Source organism: Pseudomonas sp. AU12215 (genome assembly GCF_001675465.2).
Taxonomy (GTDB): Bacteria; Pseudomonadota; Gammaproteobacteria; order Pseudomonadales; family Pseudomonadaceae; genus Pseudomonas; species Pseudomonas nitroreducens.
Genome location: NZ_MACM02000156.1, coordinates 55,488 through 70,806 on the forward strand (window position 1 = coordinate 55,488; position 15,319 = coordinate 70,806).

The 15,319-nt window shown below is 65.6% G+C and carries 12 protein-coding genes; 1 reads left to right on the plus strand and 11 read right to left on the minus strand.

Features of this window, described 5'->3' with window-relative positions; translation table 11 throughout:
- Positions 1-20: 20 nt before the first annotated feature.
- On the plus strand, positions 21-617 hold the full coding sequence (locus tag A9513_RS24600; RefSeq protein ID WP_065327831.1) for a DJ-1/PfpI family protein: 597 nt from the start codon (positions 21-23) through the stop codon (positions 615-617).
- A 96-nt stretch (positions 618-713) separates the two neighbouring features.
- Here A9513_RS24600 and A9513_RS24605 read toward each other — a convergent pair whose 3' ends face one another.
- The 11 genes from A9513_RS24605 to purU all read right to left on the minus strand — a co-directional run bounded on the left by A9513_RS24605 (position 714) and on the right by purU (position 15,195).
- Positions 714-1,070 carry a copper-binding protein gene (locus tag A9513_RS24605; RefSeq protein WP_065327832.1) on the minus strand — a complete coding sequence of 119 codons (357 nt, stop codon included), beginning with the start codon at positions 1,068-1,070 and terminating at the stop codon, positions 714-716.
- On the minus strand, positions 1,067-4,219 hold the full coding sequence (locus A9513_RS24610; RefSeq protein WP_065327833.1) for an efflux RND transporter permease subunit: 3,153 nt from the start codon (positions 4,217-4,219) through the stop codon (positions 1,067-1,069). The genes A9513_RS24605 and A9513_RS24610 overlap by 4 nt, the downstream gene beginning before the upstream one ends.
- Positions 4,216-5,691, minus strand: coding sequence for an efflux RND transporter periplasmic adaptor subunit (locus A9513_RS24615; RefSeq protein ID WP_065327834.1), 1,476 nt, complete (start codon positions 5,689-5,691; stop codon positions 4,216-4,218). Before A9513_RS24615 ends, A9513_RS24610 begins: the two co-directional genes overlap by 4 nt.
- The gene (locus tag A9513_RS24620) at positions 5,688-6,932 is read right to left on the minus strand and encodes a TolC family protein (RefSeq protein WP_065327835.1); all 1,245 of its coding nucleotides are present in this window, start codon (positions 6,930-6,932) and stop codon (positions 5,688-5,690) included. The genes A9513_RS24615 and A9513_RS24620 overlap by 4 nt, the downstream gene beginning before the upstream one ends.
- 553 nt (positions 6,933-7,485) lie before the next feature.
- Complete coding sequence (locus A9513_RS24630) at positions 7,486-8,241, minus strand: IclR family transcriptional regulator (protein ID WP_065327837.1); 756 nt, start codon at positions 8,239-8,241, stop codon at positions 7,486-7,488.
- A 44-nt stretch (positions 8,242-8,285) separates the two neighbouring features.
- Positions 8,286-8,969, minus strand: a complete 684-nt coding sequence (locus tag A9513_RS24635; RefSeq protein ID WP_083196204.1) for a sarcosine oxidase subunit gamma — start codon at positions 8,967-8,969, stop codon at positions 8,286-8,288.
- A gap of 3 nt (positions 8,970-8,972) precedes the next feature.
- Positions 8,973-11,876 carry a 2Fe-2S iron-sulfur cluster-binding protein gene (locus A9513_RS24640; RefSeq protein ID WP_037014027.1) on the minus strand — a complete coding sequence of 968 codons (2,904 nt, stop codon included), beginning with the start codon at positions 11,874-11,876 and terminating at the stop codon, positions 8,973-8,975.
- Positions 11,873-12,187: a sarcosine oxidase subunit delta gene (locus tag A9513_RS24645; protein WP_037014030.1), complete on the minus strand. Its 315-nt coding sequence runs from the start codon at positions 12,185-12,187 to the stop codon at positions 11,873-11,875. Before A9513_RS24645 ends, A9513_RS24640 begins: the two co-directional genes overlap by 4 nt.
- A gap of 10 nt (positions 12,188-12,197) precedes the next feature.
- A complete protein-coding gene (locus tag A9513_RS24650; RefSeq protein ID WP_037014035.1) occupies positions 12,198-13,439 on the minus strand; it encodes an FAD-dependent oxidoreductase in 1,242 nt (413 codons plus the stop codon).
- A 5-nt stretch (positions 13,440-13,444) separates the two neighbouring features.
- A complete protein-coding gene (gene folD, locus A9513_RS24655; protein WP_065327838.1) occupies positions 13,445-14,332 on the minus strand; it encodes a bifunctional methylenetetrahydrofolate dehydrogenase/methenyltetrahydrofolate cyclohydrolase FolD in 888 nt (295 codons plus the stop codon).
- Positions 14,329-15,195, minus strand: coding sequence for a formyltetrahydrofolate deformylase (purU, locus tag A9513_RS24660; protein ID WP_065327839.1), 867 nt, complete (start codon positions 15,193-15,195; stop codon positions 14,329-14,331). The genes folD and purU overlap by 4 nt, the downstream gene beginning before the upstream one ends.
- Positions 15,196-15,319: the final 124 nt, after the last annotated feature.

Consider the following 15,319-nt stretch of genomic DNA (forward strand, 5'->3'; position numbering starts at 1 on the left):
CTCGAGCGCCCGAGGACACTATGCACATCGCCATTCTGACTTTTGATGGCTTCAATGAGTTGGACTCCCTGATTGCCTTCAACCTACTCAATCGCGTCGAACGGGCTGATTGGCGAGTTTCAATCGCAAGTCCGGAGCGGCAGGTGCGTTCGATGAACGGACTTTTAGTGGAAGCGCAGGTCTCCTTAGAGGATGCCTGCCAGGCGGATGCTGTTCTGGTGGGCAGTGGCATTAAGACGCGCGATATTGTCGCGACCCCCGAATTGATGTCCCGCCTTCGATTCGATCCGAAGCGCCAACTGCTGGGCGCTCAGTGCTCGGGCACACTGATTCTGGCCAAGCTCGGGCTACTTGATGGTGTTCCAGCCTGTACGGATCTGGTCACCAAACCCTGGGTAGAGGACGCGGGAATCGATGTGATCAATGAGCCCTTCACAGCCAAGGGAAACGTCGCGACTTCCGGTGGCTGCCTGTCGTCTCAGTATCTCGCAACCTGGTTCATCGCCCGTCTTGCAGATGTCGAGACTGCCAAAGGAGTGATGTTCTACGTGGCGCCAGTGGGCGAGAAGGAAACCTACGTCAGCCGTGCGCTGGAGAACATTTCGCCGTTTCTCTGAGGGAGAGGACAGGAGTCTGCTTCCAACCAAAGCGGACGTTTTCCCCTCAGGACCGCCCAGTCGACATACCCGACCAACTGGGCTTCCTTTTCAAAATTACTTCTTCCGAATGTTCACGATCTTCGACTCCCCACTTTCATAGAGGAATTCGAAGGCCACCTTGTCGCCGACCTGCAGATTGTCCAGTTGGCCCGGCTCGGTCTTGAAAGCCATGGTCATGGACGGCCATTGCAGAGCCGCCACCGGGCCGTGGGCGAGAGTGACAGTGTGGCGTTCATTGTCGATGGCCTTGATGGTGCCTTCGGCACTAGCGGTGGGGTTAGTCTTCGAGCTTTCCGCGTTCATCCCGTCCATGTTCATGCCATCCATCTTCATGCCGGGCATGTCCTCCGCGGCGGCGACAAAGGACAGTGCGAGCAGGACGGTGCCGGCGGCGATCAGTGGTTTTTTCATGCGATTTCTCCGGGTTGGGATTGGATAGCCACGCGGGGCTGACGACGGCGCATCAGCCAGTAGGCGGCGGGGATGACGAACAGTGAAAGGAGCGGTGCGGTGATCATGCCGCCGACCATCGGCACGGCGATGCGGCTCATCACTTCGCTGCCAGTGCCGCTGCTCCAGAGAATCGGCAGCAGGCCGGCGACGATCACGGCCACGGTCATGGCCTTGGGGCGAACGCGCTGCACTGCGCCTTCGCGGATGGCGGCGAGCAACGCGTCTGGACCGCTGTCATCCGGGCGTTCAGACCAGGCGTTCTTCAGGTAGACCAGCATGATCACGCCGAACTCCGCCGCGACCCCGGCCAGGGCGATGAAGCCAACCCCCGTGGCCACCGACAGGTTGAAGCCCATCAGGTACAGCAGCCACACGCCGCCGGTGAGGGCGAAGGGCAAGGTCGCCATGATCAGCACGGCTTCGTCGAAGCGCCTGAAGGTCAGGTAGAGCAGTACGAAGATGATCGCCAGCGTCGCCGGCACCACCAGCTTGAGCCGGGCGTTGGCGCGCTCCAGGTATTCGAACTGGCCGGAGTAGCTCAGGCTCATGCCCGGCGCGAGCTTCACCTCGTGCTCTACCGCCTGGCGCAGGTCCGCCATCACCGACGCCAGGTCACGGCCGCGCACGTCGACGTAGACCCAACCGGAAAGACGAGCGTTCTCGCTCTTGAGCATCGGCGGACCTTCGCTGATGCGCACCCGCGCCACGCTACCCAAGGTGATTTGGGCACCCAGGGCGGTGTAGATCGGCAACTGCTGCAGCGCATCGACCGAGTCGCGCCACTCGCGCGGATAGCGCACGTTGATCGGGTAGCGGGCGAGGCCTTCCACCGTCTCACCAACGTTCTCCCCGCCGATGGCGCTGCTGACGATGGCCTGCACATCGGCGATGTTCATGCCGTAGCGGGCCGCCGCCTGGCGGTCGATATCGACGTCGATGTAGCGACCTCCGGTGAGGCGTTCGGCCAGCGCCGAACTCACACCGGGAATCCCCTTGACCACCCGTTCAACCGCCTGGGTGGCGCGGTCGATTTCGGCCAGGTCGGTGCCGGCGACCTTCACCCCGATGGGACTCTTGATGCCGGTGGCGAGCATGTCGATGCGGTTGCGGATCGGCGGAATCCAGATGTTGGTCAGTCCCGGCACCTTCACCACGCGATCGAGCTCCTCTACCAGTTTCTCGCTGGTCATGCCCGGCCGCCATTCCTCCTTCGGTTTGAAGCGGATGGTGGTCTCGAACATCTCCAGCGGCGCCGGGTCGGTGGCTGATTCGGCGCGGCCTGCCTTGCCGAACACGCTGGCAACTTCCGGCACGCTTTTGATCAGGCGGTCGGTGCTCTGCAGCAGCTCCGAGGCCTTCTGCGCAGATAGGCCGGGCAGGGCCGAAGGCATGTACAGCAGGTCGCCCTCGTCCAGCGGCGGTAGGAACTCTCCACCCAGGTGGGACAGCGGCCACAGCCCGGTGAGAAAGATCACCAGCGCTGCTGCCAGTGTCGTGCGCGGCCGGCGCAGCACCGCCTCCAGGGCAGGTTGGTAAATGCGGATCAGCCAGCGATTGAGCGGATTGCGTTGTTCCGAGGGCAGGCGCCCGCGAATCCAGTAACCCATCAGTACAGGTACCAGGGTCACGGAAAGCCCAGCGGCGCCCGCCATGGCGTAGGTCTTGGTGAACGCCAGCGGGCCGAACAAGCGGCCTTCCTGCGCCTGCAGGGTGAATACCGGAATGAATGACAGCGTGATGATCAGCAGGCTGAAGAACAGCGCCGGCCCGACCTCCACCGCGGCCTCGGTCATCACCCGCCAGTGCTGTTCACCGGCCAGCGGAGTGCCGGGGTGGCGCTCGTGCCAGGCCTCGATGCGCTTGTGTGCGTTCTCGATCATCACCACTGCCGCGTCGACCATAGCGCCGATGGCGATGCCGATGCCGCCCAGGGACATGATGTTGGCATTGATCCCTTGGTGACGCATGACGATCAGCGCGATGAGCACGCCCACCGGCAGTGAAACAATCGCTACCAGCGAGGAGCGCAAATGCCAGAGGAAGGCCGCGCAGACCAGCGCGACGACGATGAACTCCTCGATCAACTTGTGGCTGAGGTTGGACACCGCGCGGTCGATCAGCTGGCTGCGGTCGTAGGTGGAGACGATCTCCACGCCCTCGGGCAGGCTCTTCTTCAGCGACTCCAGCTTGCCCTTCACCCGTGCGATGGCTTCGCGGGCGTTCTTGCCGCTGCGCAGGACGATCACTCCGCCAACCGCTTCGCCTTCGCCGTCCAGTTCGCCGATGCCCCGGCGCACTTCCGGGCCGAGCTGGATGCTGGCGACATCGCCCAGTGTCACCGGGCTGCCGTTGGCGGCCAGGCGCAGGGGGATCGCGCGGAAGTCCGCGAGGGTCTTCAGGTAGCCCGAGGCGCGAACCATGAACTCCGCCTCGCCCAGTTCGAGCACTCCGCCGCCGGTTTCCTGGTTGGCCTTGCCGATGGCCTCGACCACCTGGCTCTGGGAAATACCCAGGCTGGCCAGCCGCACCGGGTCGAGCAGCACCTGGTACTGCTTGACCATGCCCCCGACGGTGGCAACTTCCGCAACATCAGGCACCGTCTTCAGTTCGAACTTGAGGAACCAGTCCTGCAGGGCGCGCAGCTGGGCGAGATCATGCCGGCCCGTGCGGTCCACCAGGGCGTACTGGTAGATCCAGCCGACGCCGGTGGCGTCCGGGCCGAGCGCCGTCTTCGCCGTGGGCGGCAGGCGCGACTGCACCTGGTTGAGGTACTCCAGCACCCGCGAGCGCGCCCAGTAGAGGTCAGTGCCGTCCTCGAACAGCACGTAGACGAAGCTGTCGCCAAAGGAGGAAAAGCCGCGCACGGTCTTCGCACCGGGCACCGACAGCATGGTGGTGGCCAGCGGGTAGGTGACCTGGTTCTCGACGATCTGCGGTGCCTGTCCCGGATAGCTGGTGCGGATGATGACCTGGACATCGGAAAGGTCTGGCAGGGCATCGACCGGTGTACTGCGTAGCGACCAGACACCCCAGGCGACAATGAACAGGGTAGCCAGCAGTACCAGGAAACGATTGGCCACCGACCAGCGTATGAGCTTCGCGATCATGGCTGTTGCTCCTGCTTGCGGACCTGCTCTATTACCAGCCCTGCATCTCCCTGCCTGACACCGAAGCGAATGCGATCGCCAGGCTTCAGGCCGGCTGCCAGTTCAGGGCGAGCGAGTGCAAAGGTCATGGTCATGCCGGGCATGCCCAGGGTGCTGAACGGGCCGTGGCTGATGGTCAGCCCCTGTGCGGTGATCTCCACGATGCGGCCGTCCGTTTCATGCACAGCGGGCATCGTCATCTTTGCCGGCGGCTCTTCTGCCGTGCGCGCTTCGATGCCTTTCAGGCTTGCTTCCGAGTCGATAAGGAACTGCCCGGAAGCCACCACCCGCTGGCCTTCGTCCAGACCTTGCAGTACGGCCACGAGCCCATCGTTCTCCTGGCCGAGACGCACTTCCACCGGGCGGAACCGACCCTGGTCTTCCGCCAGCATCACAAGATTGCGCTTGCCGGTGCGGATCACCGCTTCGCTGGGGATCTGCAGCACATCGCTCTGGCCGGCAAGGTCGAGGCTGACCTGCGCGGTCATGCCGGGGCGCAGTTGTCCGTCCGGGTTGGGCAGCTCGATGCGCAAGCGCAAGGTGCGGCTCTGCTGGTCGTTCTCCGGGAGGATGCTGGTCAGGGTGCCGGTCACCGGATGGCCTGGCAGCGCGGGCAGACGGGCATCGACCGACTGGCCGACCTTGAGTCCCGCGGCTTGCACCTCCGGCACTGCGGCCTCCAGCCATACACGCCCCAGGCCATTGATTCTGGCCAGGGGGGCGCCAACGGCCAGTGTCATGCCGGGGCGCACCTCCAGCTCACGGATAACTCCCGCAATCGGCGCGTTCAGGGTAGTTACAGGTTGGACTTTGCCGCTGCGCTCGATCTGCTGCACGAGTCCGCTCGGCATGCCGGCCAGCAGCAGGCGTTGTCGCGCCGCCGCCAGTAGCGACGGTTCGCCCGAATGGCGCAAGGCGATGAACTCTTCCTGCGCCGCCGCCCACTCTGGCACCAGCACATCGACCAAGGGGGCTCCGGCGGTCACCACGTCGCCCGGCGCAAGCGAATAGGTGCGCTCGACGAAGCCGCCGGCGCGCGCCTGCAGCACAGCCACATCACGATCATTGAAGGCCAGCACGCCAGTGACCTGCAGCGTACGGTCGAGCGTGCCGCGGGTAACGCTGGCCAGGCGTACGCCGAGGTTCTGCTGGATACCTGGCTCGATGCGCACCGCCGGTACACTCTCGGCGGCATTGGCAGCATCGGCATACTTGGGCACCAACTGCATATCCATGAAGGGCGACTTGCCCGGCGCATCGAAGTGCTGCTGCGGCACCATCGGGTCGTACCAGTACAGCGGCTTGCGCTCCGGGGTGGCCGAGGCCAGCGGCGCCTGCACCTGAGCCTGCCGGGCAAGCCAATAGCCGCCAGCGCCGCCGACAGCCCCTGCGAGGATCAATAGCGCGAAGGTGTTCCAGGGGAAACGGTTCATGCGTGTCCCTCCTCATAGGTGAAGTAGAGACGCGCGGCGACCTGTGCAAGGGAGCCTTGCAGGTCGATCTGTTTGAGCCGGGCCTCGACCAGTTGCTGGCGGGCACTGACTACCTCGTCGAGACCAGTCTTGCCTGATCGGTAGCTGGCGGTGGCCAGGCGTACCTTCTCCTCGGCCAGCGGTACCAAGGTGCCGGTGCTGCGCTCGACGGCGCGTTGTAGCCGGCGGTATTCAGCCAAGTCGCCCTCCAGTGCCTGCTCGTGTTCGCGGGCCAGCGCCTCTCGCTCGGCCTCCAACTGCCTTAGCTGGGCTCGTCGCGCGGCAATCTTCGGGTCCTGGCGGGTGCCGGTGAACAGCGGCAAGTCGAAACTAACCTGCAACGTCATCATGTCGCCGAACTCGCGGCCACGGCGCTGGTAATCCACTTCCCAGCTCCAGTCCGGTTTCTTCTCGGCCACGGCCTCGCGCACCAGGGCTTCGGCCTCGCGGGTCATCGGACCGTAGGCGGCAAGCTCGGGGTGCTGGTGCAACTGTTGCAGCGAGTGGGAGGCGTCGATGGACCAGTGCGGGAAGTCGCCGCTCAGCTCCTGGGAAGCATCCTGGCCAATCCAGCGTTTGAGCGCCGACCGTGCCTGGGCTTCCTGGCGCAGCAGGTCGTCTTTCTGCTCGTCCAGCAGCGCGGCCTCCTGACGCGGAGCTACCGCATCGACTGTGCTTGCGCTCCCCCCGGCCAGACGTGCGCGGACGGTGGCGTCGAGCAGGCGGTTTTCGCGGTAAAAGTCGTCGAACATCGCCAGCTTGCGTTGCAGCGTATAGGTGGCGATCCAGGCCTGGGCCGAGGCACTGCGGACCTTCAGGCGTTCCACGCCAGCTTCGGCATCGGCGCGTTCGATGGCGGCCTGGGCGGTCTCGACGCGGGCCTTGCGCTTGTCTCCGTTGGGCATCTCCTGCATCAGGCCGACGACCTGCATGGACATGTTGTCGCGCTGGGTGCTCCAGCGTTCGTCACCCTCGATGGGGATGTTCTGCAGACCAAGATTGAGCTTGGGATCGGGCAGTTCCCCGGCGGGGATGGCGGCGCTTCTCGCCGCCGAGGCTTTCTCGCTCTGTGCGAGCAGGGAAGGAGCGTTGCGTTCAGCCAGCAGCAGGGCGTCGTCCAGTGACAGGGACGCAGCCTGTGCCGACCAGCCCGGCAGCAGCGCGAGCAGCAGCCAGCCGGGATGGAGTCGGACGTGAGTCACGATGAGGATTCCTCTGGAAAACCAGCGCATGAGCGCAATCCGCCCGGCAGCCTTCAGGGCCGCGGGCAGGGTTCAGGTCGAGAGAGGAATCAGGCGCAGGGAGGTCGCCAGAGGTCTGCGGGTGCCTGGCTGAGAACTACATCGGTGTACGGCGAAGGCCGCGGGGGAGTGGCGACGGGATGGGCAGCTTTCAGGACGCTGACCTGCAACAGGCTGCTGGTCTTGCATTCCTGCCCACTCTTGCAGTCCTTCTTGCCATGCTGGGTCATCTTGCCCAAATCCTGGCAGCAGTCCTGATCCATACCTGCCATCTGGCCCATGCCCATGCTTTGCATCGGGCAGGGTTCAGTCGGCGTCTCGACTCCCGCCATCCCCGTGAGAGGAAGCGTGAGGCTAAGAAGCAAGACGATGAGCAATCGAAGGCGACGGATCATGGTAGGCAGTGTATTCAGACCTTTCTGAAGCGGCAACTGAATCCCAAACGGTGTGTATCAGTCTGTAGCCTGAATCTCTGAGGTCCGCTTTTGGCCGATAGAAGCCCCGCCGTGCCTGGTCAGGTTACTAGCTCAGCAGAAATGCCGTCGGCAGTGTTCAGCAGCAGCTCCAGGTAGCGTTGCTCGGCACCGCTGGTGGCGAGGACGGCTTCGGGGCCGGACAGGTTGATGGCCGCGATGACTTTCCCGGCGCGGTCGCGGATGCTGGTGGCAATCGCCGTGGAGTAGTCCGAGCGGTGCAGCACCCAGCCGCGCTCGCGGTCTTCGGCGATGGTGTGTTGCAGTTCCAGCAGGGTGCGCGGTGCCGGGGCCGGGTAGTCGTCCAGACGAACCTGCTGGTAGAGCTGCGCGAGGCCGTCGGCGTCCAGTTCGGTGAGCAGCACGCGGCCCAGGGCGGTCACGTGGCAGGGCAGGCGGGTGCCCACCGGGATGTTCACCGTCAGCCGCTGCGGGGCGAAGGCGCGGTAGATATAGAGGCTCTCGGTCTGCTCGCGGATGCTGAGGTGGCAGGACAGCGAGGTCCTGTCGCGCAGAGCGTTGAGGTGTGGCAAGGCGATTTCGACGATGTCCCGGCTGCACAGGTAGGCGAAGCCGTCGGAGATCACTCGCGCGCCCAGTTCGTACTGGTTGCGCTCGAGCCGTTTCAGGTAGCCCATGTCCTGCAGTGTCTGGACGATGCGGTAGAGCGCCGAGGGGCTGACTCCAAGCCGCTCGGCCATCTCGTTCATGCCCAGGCTGCGCTCGCGGGCGTTGAACAGGCCGAGCAGGTTGAGGCCGCGTTCGAGCGCCGGTACGCGGTATCCGCTTTCACTCATGCTGTCTCCTTGGGCGACACCCGGTAATGGGCGCCGCCCGCTGCTCAGTCGATCAGGGCGTCGATGCCCACCGGGCGGCCGTCGAACTCGTCCATGGCGTCTAGCATTGCGGTCCAGAAATACTCCACCGAGGCGCGGTCGCAGAGGATCTGCAGGCAGGGTAATTCGGCACTGCCAGAGTTGATGACGATGACGTTGATCCGCGCCGCTGAGGTCTGCGCCACCGCGCCGGGACCAAAAGCCTGAGGATGCAGGTCGACGCCGCAGAGCTTGGCCATCACCTGGGCGTAGTGCGCGCCGCTGAGCTGCAGCCAGGCGTGGCTGTCCTGGCGTGGCAGCAGGTAGTTGCCACTGTCACCGAGTTGCCAGGCCGCTTCCTCGGCAGCGATGCGCGCGCCCATGTCGTGCAGGCTGCCAAGCAGCAGGTACTCGGTCTGCGACAGACGCGCGACCAGTGTGCCGTCGTCCTGGCGCTGCGACCGGTTGGGCGCGCCTGGCAGCACGTAGCCGCGCGCCTGCAGATAGGCGGCGGCGTCGAGGCCACGGAAGCCCGCGCGAGGCAGGTTGCTCAGGTCGATCAGCGCGCAGCTCTGCAGCTGTGCGTGTTCTTCCTGCTCGCCGTAGCGGGCGACGATGGCGCTACTGCCCAGCGCGGCAAGTCGGGCGCCGTGGTGCAGCGGGTAGAGTGGGCTGCGTTCGATGAAGTCTTCGGCTTTCAGGCTGGACATGATTCAGAGCTCCTGGCGCAGGTTCTGCGGATCGTAGAAGGGCAACTGGACGACGTTGGCGCGTACCACTTGGCCGCCTTCCACGCGGATCGGGATCTGCATGCCCGGTACCGCCTGGTGGGCGCCGGCGTAGGCCAGGCCGACGATCAGGCCGAGGGTCTGCGAGTACTCGCAGGAGGTGACGTTGCCGCTGATGTCGGCGCCGTCGAGCACCAGGTGGCCCTCCAGCGGCTGTGCGCTGCCACGGGGCAGGGTGAAGCCCACCAGCTTGCGCCTGAGCGGCTGCGCCTCGAGGATCTCGATAGAGCGTTTGCCGACGAAGAACGGCTTCTTGCGGCCGATGGCCCACTGCATGTCGATCTCGCCCGGGTGGGTCATGCCGTCAGTGTCCTGGCTGATGATCACGTGGCCTTTCTCCAGGCGCAGCAGACGCTGGGTCTCCACGCCGAAGGGGCGGATGCCCTGTTCGGCACCGGCCTCCATCAGCACGTCCCACAGGCGTTCGGCGAAACGTGCCGGCACGTGGATCTCGTAGCCCAGTTCGCCGACGAAGCCCACGCGCAAAACGCGGGCCGGAATGTCGGCGACCTTGCCGGTGCGCACGCCGAGGTAGGGGAAGGCCTCCGCGGACAGGTCGATGTCCTCGCAGACCTTTGCCAGCACCAAGCGCGACAGGGGCCCGGCTAGGTTCACGGCGGCCAGGGCAGCGGTGACGTTGGTGATGTCGACGTTGAGTCGCCACTGGGCGTTCCACTTGAGCATCTGCTGGTAGATGCGGTCCACGCCGCTGGTGGTGGCGGTGACGTAGAAATGTCGTCCGCCCAGCCGCGCGCAGACACCGTCGTCGATCACCACGCCGTGCTCGTTGGTCATCAGCGCATAGCGGGTGCGGCCGATGGGCAGCTTGGCGAAGCCGAAGGTGTACAGGCGCTCCAGCAGTTCCGCCGCGTCCGGGCCGCGCACGTCCAGGCCGCCGAGGGTGGACACGTCGATCAGGCCGACCTTCTCGCGCACATGGCGTGCTTCTTCCTGCATGCAGCGTTCGCGATCCTGCGCCTTGCCGTAGTACGCCGGGCGCTCCCAGATGCCGGCGGGCATCATCTTCGCGCCGGCTTCGAGGTGGCGGCGGTGCATGGGCGTCTGTCGGTACGGGTCGAAGGCGCGGCCGGCGACATGGGCGAGCTTCTCTGCCTCGAAAGGCGGGCGCGCGGTGGTCACGCCGGTTTCACTGATACTGCGGCCGGTGGACTGGGCCACCAGGCGCGCCGTGGGCAGCGCCGAATGACGGCCCTGGGACGGGCCCATGCCGACGGTGGAGAAACGCTTGACCAGTTGCACGTCGCGGTAGCCGCTGCGGGTGGCGTTGACGATGTCGCGCACCTGCAGGTCCTCGTCGAAGTCGACGAAGTCCTTGCCCTTGGGGTGGGGGAAGATCGGCCAGTCGAAGTTGACCCGTGGCTCGTCGATATAGGTGCGCGGCGCTGGCGCTTCCAGGCCCAGTGCTTCGAGGGCGACACTGGCTGCGCGGGCGCCGTCGGCCAGGATGTTGACCAGACTGTGGTGACCGTTGACCGAGCCGGCGATATCCAGCCCGGCGGGCAGGCCGCTGATGGCGAATTCGGCGCGATCTTCCTCGTAGGCCAGCTTGCCGCCGGCCTGGCAGAGGAGCTGGTAGACCGGCATGTAGCCGGCGGACATGCACAGCAGGTCGCAGTCCAGGCGCTCGCCGTGCTCGGCGACCTGGCCCTGGCCGGTGATGCGGCGGATATCCACGCCGCTGACGTGGCGCAGGCCGGGTTCATGCAGGGCTTCGTAGACGGTGCTGGCGTTGTGCAGCGGGATCTGGCGGTACTTCAGCTCATCGGCGAGGCGGGCGTCGGCGGGGGCGGCGCGCATGTCCACCACCGCGGCCACGCTGACCCCCTGTTCCTGCAGGTCGAGGGCGGCCAGGTAGCCGTCGTCGTTGCCGGTCAGCACCACGGCGCGGTTGCCCGGTTTCACCGCGTACAGCTTCATCAGCCGCTGGACGGCGCTGGTCAGTAGCACGCCGGGCAGGTCGTTGTTGCGGAATACCACCGGTTGGTCGAAGGACCCGGCAGCCACCAGGCAGCGAGTGGCGCGAACCTTGTACATGCGCTTGTGCTGGATGACCGGCAGGTAGTTATCGGCGAACCAGGCGTTGCAGGTGGCCTGAGTCAGCACCTGGATGTTGGGGTGATCCTGCACGGAGCTGACCAGCACGTCGCGCACCTCGGCGGCGCGCTTGCCTGATAGGTCGAAGCGGGCGTAGTTCAGCGAGCCGCCGAGCACCGGCAGCTGTTCCACCAGCAGGACACTGGCGCCGGCATTGGCGGCGTCCAGCGCGGCGCGTAGGCCAGCCGGGCCGGCGCCGATGACAGCGAGGTCAACGAACAGGTAGGCCTTGTCGTAGTACTGCGGCTTGAAGTTAAGGTCGAGCACGCCGAGCCCGGCCTTCTTGCGGATCAGCGGCTCCCAGACCTTCCACATGCCCTTGGGCTTGTAGAAGGAGCGGTAGTAGAAGCCCACCGGCATGAAGCGCGAGAACCTGCCCAGGTAGGCGTCGCGGTCGTGGTCGAGGCTGCCGGCGTAGTTCTGGCCTTGAACGGCCAGGCCGTCGCGGGCGGGGTGCATGTCGGCCAGCACGTTGGGCTCGTCGGGCAGTTGCACCAGGGTGTTGGCGTCCTGCCCGGCTAGGGTCAGCGGGCCGCGCGGACGGTGATACTTGAACGAGCGCGAGAGCAGCCAGCGGCCATTGCCGAGCAGGGCGCTGGCGACGCTGTCGCCCTCGTAGCCCTGGTAGTCGCTGCCGTCGAAAGAGAAGCGCAGCGGCTTGTCGCGGTCGATCAGCAGGCCCATGGGAGCGGGGAGGCGGGGGAGGGCGCTCATTGGGCGGACTCCTGCGCTGTGGCGGGTTGAGCGACGGTGAAGTCGACGCGCCGGTCGAAGACTTCCCTGGGGTCGAAGGTGCGGATCACCTGGTCGGTCACCGTGTGGCGCTCCGCCAGGAACCAGTAGCTGGACGCGTTGTGCAGCCACCATTCGCGGACGATGCCGGCGGCGTTGTCGCTGTTGAACACGTAGTCGGCCCATTCGGTGTCGCTGCAGGTGGTGGGATCGGGCATCTGCTTGAACTCGCCGCCGTAGGTGAACTCGCTGATGTTGCGTGGCCCGTTGAGCGGGCAAGTCAGGATCTTCATGGCTGGTTCCTCAGTGGCTGGCCGCGGTGGCGCCCATCTCGTTGACCTGCTGAAAACGACTGAAGCGCTCCAGCGCGAAGGGCGCGATCAGCTCCGGCACCTTGCCGCCGCTGGCCACGAGCTCCGCCATGGTCTTGCCGCAGATGGGCGTGGACTTGAAGCCCCAGGTGCCCCAGCCGGCGTCGAGGTAATAATTCTTCACCGGCGACAGGCCCATGATCGGGCTGTAGTCCGGCGTCATGTCGGTGATCCCGGCCCACTGGCGCATCAGCTTGGCGTTGGCCATGAAGGGGAACATCTCGATGGCGTGGGCCAGCAGGCTTTCCTTCAGGTCCAGGGTCGAGCGCGTGTTGTACAGCGGGTAGGGGTCCGAACCACCGCCAAAGACCAGCTCGCCACGGCTGGTCTGCTGCACGTAGCAGTGCAGCGCCGAGGAGCTCACCAGCGGATCGAGGAACGGCTTGAACGGCTGGGTCACCATGGCCTGCAGCGGGTAGGTGTGGATCGGTGCGCGAATGCCGGCCTTGGCCATCAGCAGCGAGCTGGCCCCGGCAATGGCCTGGACCACGCAGCCGCACTGCACGGTGCCGCGGTTGGTCTTCACCGCCTCGATGCGACCGTCGCGCACCACCAGGTCCTGCACTTCGGTGAGCTGGTGGATTTCCACGCCGCGTTTCGCGGCTTGCTTGGCGTAGCCCCAGGCCACGGCATCGTGGCGGGCAGTGGCGCCGTCGATGTGCCAGAGCCCGGCGATCACCGGCAGGTGACCGGGGTCGAGGTTGAGGCTCGGCACCAGTTCGCGGATCTGCTGGCGGTCGATCATCTCGGTGCGCCCGCCGAAGTGCTTGTTCACCTCGGCGCGCTGGCGGAAAGCGCGCACCGTGGCATCGGTGTGCGCCAGGGTCAGTTGGCCACGCTCGGAGTACATGATGTTGAAGTCGAACTCATTGGACAGTCCCTGGAACATCCGCACCGACTCGGCGTAGAACTTCACGCCTTCGCTGGTGAGGTAGTTCGAGCGGATCACCGCTGTGTTGCGCGCGGTGTTGCCACCGCCGAGGTAGGCCTTCTCCAGCACGGCGACGTTGGTCACGCCGTGGTACTTGGCGAGGTAGTAGGCAGTGGCCAGCCCGTGGCCGCCACCACCGATGATCACCACGTCATAGCGCGGCTTGAGTTCGCAGGGCGGCGGCAGGTCCACTTCCACCGGATAGTCGGCGCTCAGGCCGTATTTCAGGAGGGCGAAAGGCATGCTGCTTACTCCGCAGTGGCGCTGGCGCGCTGCAGGCGCGTGGCGACCAGGGTGTTCTTCATCAGGTAGGCGATGGTCATCGGGCCGACGCCGCCGGGCACCGGGGTGATGGCCGCGGCCTGGGACAGGGCGCTGTCGAAATCGACGTCGCCGACCAGCTTGCTGCGGCCGTCTTCGTCGATGCGGTTGATGCCCACGTCGATCACCACGGCGCCGGGCTTCAGCCAGCTGGCGTCGACCAGCCGCGGCTTGCCGACGGCGGCGACGACGATGTCGGCCTGGCGGCACAGCTCGCGCAGGTTGGCGCTGCGCGAATGCACCACGGTCACCGTGCAATGCGCCTTGAGCAGCAGGGCAGCCATGGGCTTGCCGACGATGTTGGAGCGGCCGATCACCACCGCGTGTTTGCCGGCGATATCGCCGCAGGTGTCGTGCAGTAGGCGCATGCAGCCGGCCGGGGTGCAGGGCGTGAGCACGTCGCGGCCCTGGCTCAGCCCGCCGACGTTCTCGCTGTGGAAGCCGTCGACATCCTTGATCGGGTCGATCGCCTGCAGCACGCGGTTCTCGTCGATGTGCCGGGGCAGGGGCAGTTGCACGAGGATGCCGTTCACCGTCGGGTCGTCATTGAGTTGTGCGATCAGGTCGAGCAGGGCGTCTTCGGCGGTATCCGCCGGCAGCTTGTGTTCCAGCGAGCGGATGCCGACTTCCTCGGCACGCAGCACTTTATTGCGCACGTAGACCTGGCTGGCCGGGTCGCTGCCCACCAGCACCACGGCCAGGGCCGGCTGGATGCCGTCCTCGCGCAGCACCAGGACTTCCTCGCGGACCTCGGCGAGCACCCGTGCCGAGGTGGCCTTGCCGTCGATGAGTTTGACGCTGGGGATGGCATTCATTTGAAGATCACCGTGCGGTCGTGGTTGAGGAAGACGCGGTGTTCGAGGTGGTACTTCACCGCACGGGACAGCGCGATGGTCTCGGTGTCGCGACCGATGGCGACAAGGTCGTCGGGAGCGTACGCGTGGTCCACGCGCTGCACTTCCTGCTCGATGATCGGGCCCTCGTCGAGGTCGGAGGTGACGTAGTGSGCGGTGGCGCCGATCAGCTTCACGCCACGYTCGTARGCCTGGTGRTAGGGCTTGGCGCCCTTGAAGCCGGGRAGGAAGGAGTGGTGGATGTTGATCGCSCGGCCGGAGAGYTGCTTGCAGAGGTCGTCGGAGAGGATCTGCATGTAGCGGGCGAGCACCACGAGTTCCGTGTCGGTTTCGTCGACGATGCGCATCAGCGCGGCTTCCTGCTGGGCCTTGGTGTCTTTCGTCACCGGCAGGTAGACGAAGCGGATGCCTTCGCGCTCGGCCATCGGGCGCAGGTCRAGGTGGTTGGARACGATGGCGGTGATCYGCATGTCCAGCTCGCCCTTGGCGTGGCGGTAGAGCAGGTCGGACAGGCAGTGGTCGAACTTGCTCACCATCAGCAGCACGCGCATCGGCCGGGCGTTGCTGTGCAGGCTCCAGTCCATGTCGAAGCGGCCGGCCACGTCGGCGAAGCCGGTTTCGATCGCGCCGATGTCGCCGGCCAGACCTTCGTTGAAGCGGAACACGGCGCGCATGAAGAAGCGACCGCTGCCCTCGTCGTCGAACTGCGCCATCTCGCTGATGTAGCAACCCTGCTCGGCCAGGTAGGTGGTCACCGCCGCGACTATCCCGGACACGGCCGGGCAACTGATGCGGATGATGAAGTGGCTGGGGACGTGTTGCATGTCGGGTCCTCGATAGGAGTGGGAGGCAGCTCGGCGCGCAAGGGCGAAAGGTCCAAGGCGAAGATTCAGGGGTGGGACGGAATTTCGCCGGTGAAGATTATTTACTGCTGAGAATATTAATTTC

Excerpts from the sequence above, each read along its gene's own strand:
- A9513_RS24615 (WP_065327834.1), bottom strand. The coding sequence starts at position 5,691 with ATGAACCGTTTCCCCTGGAACACCTTCGCGCTATTGATCCTCGCAGGG.
- folD (WP_065327838.1), bottom strand. The coding sequence starts at position 14,332 with ATGAATGCCATCCCCAGCGTCAAACTCATCGACGGCAAGGCCACCTCG.
- A9513_RS24650 (WP_037014035.1), bottom strand. The coding sequence starts at position 13,439 with ATGCCTTTCGCCCTCCTGAAATACGGCCTGAGCGCCGACTATCCGGTG.
- A9513_RS24630 (WP_065327837.1), bottom strand. The coding sequence starts at position 8,241 with ATGAGTGAAAGCGGATACCGCGTACCGGCGCTCGAACGCGGCCTCAAC.
- A9513_RS24645 (WP_037014030.1), bottom strand. The coding sequence starts at position 12,187 with ATGAAGATCCTGACTTGCCCGCTCAACGGGCCACGCAACATCAGCGAG.
- A9513_RS24605 (WP_065327832.1), bottom strand. The coding sequence starts at position 1,070 with ATGAAAAAACCACTGATCGCCGCCGGCACCGTCCTGCTCGCACTGTCC.
- A9513_RS24600 (WP_065327831.1), top strand. The coding sequence starts at position 21 with ATGCACATCGCCATTCTGACTTTTGATGGCTTCAATGAGTTGGACTCC.
- A9513_RS24610 (WP_065327833.1), bottom strand. The coding sequence starts at position 4,219 with ATGATCGCGAAGCTCATACGCTGGTCGGTGGCCAATCGTTTCCTGGTA.
- A9513_RS24635 (WP_083196204.1), bottom strand. The coding sequence starts at position 8,969 with ATGTCCAGCCTGAAAGCCGAAGACTTCATCGAACGCAGCCCACTCTAC.
- A9513_RS24640 (WP_037014027.1), bottom strand. The coding sequence starts at position 11,876 with ATGAGCGCCCTCCCCCGCCTCCCCGCTCCCATGGGCCTGCTGATCGAC.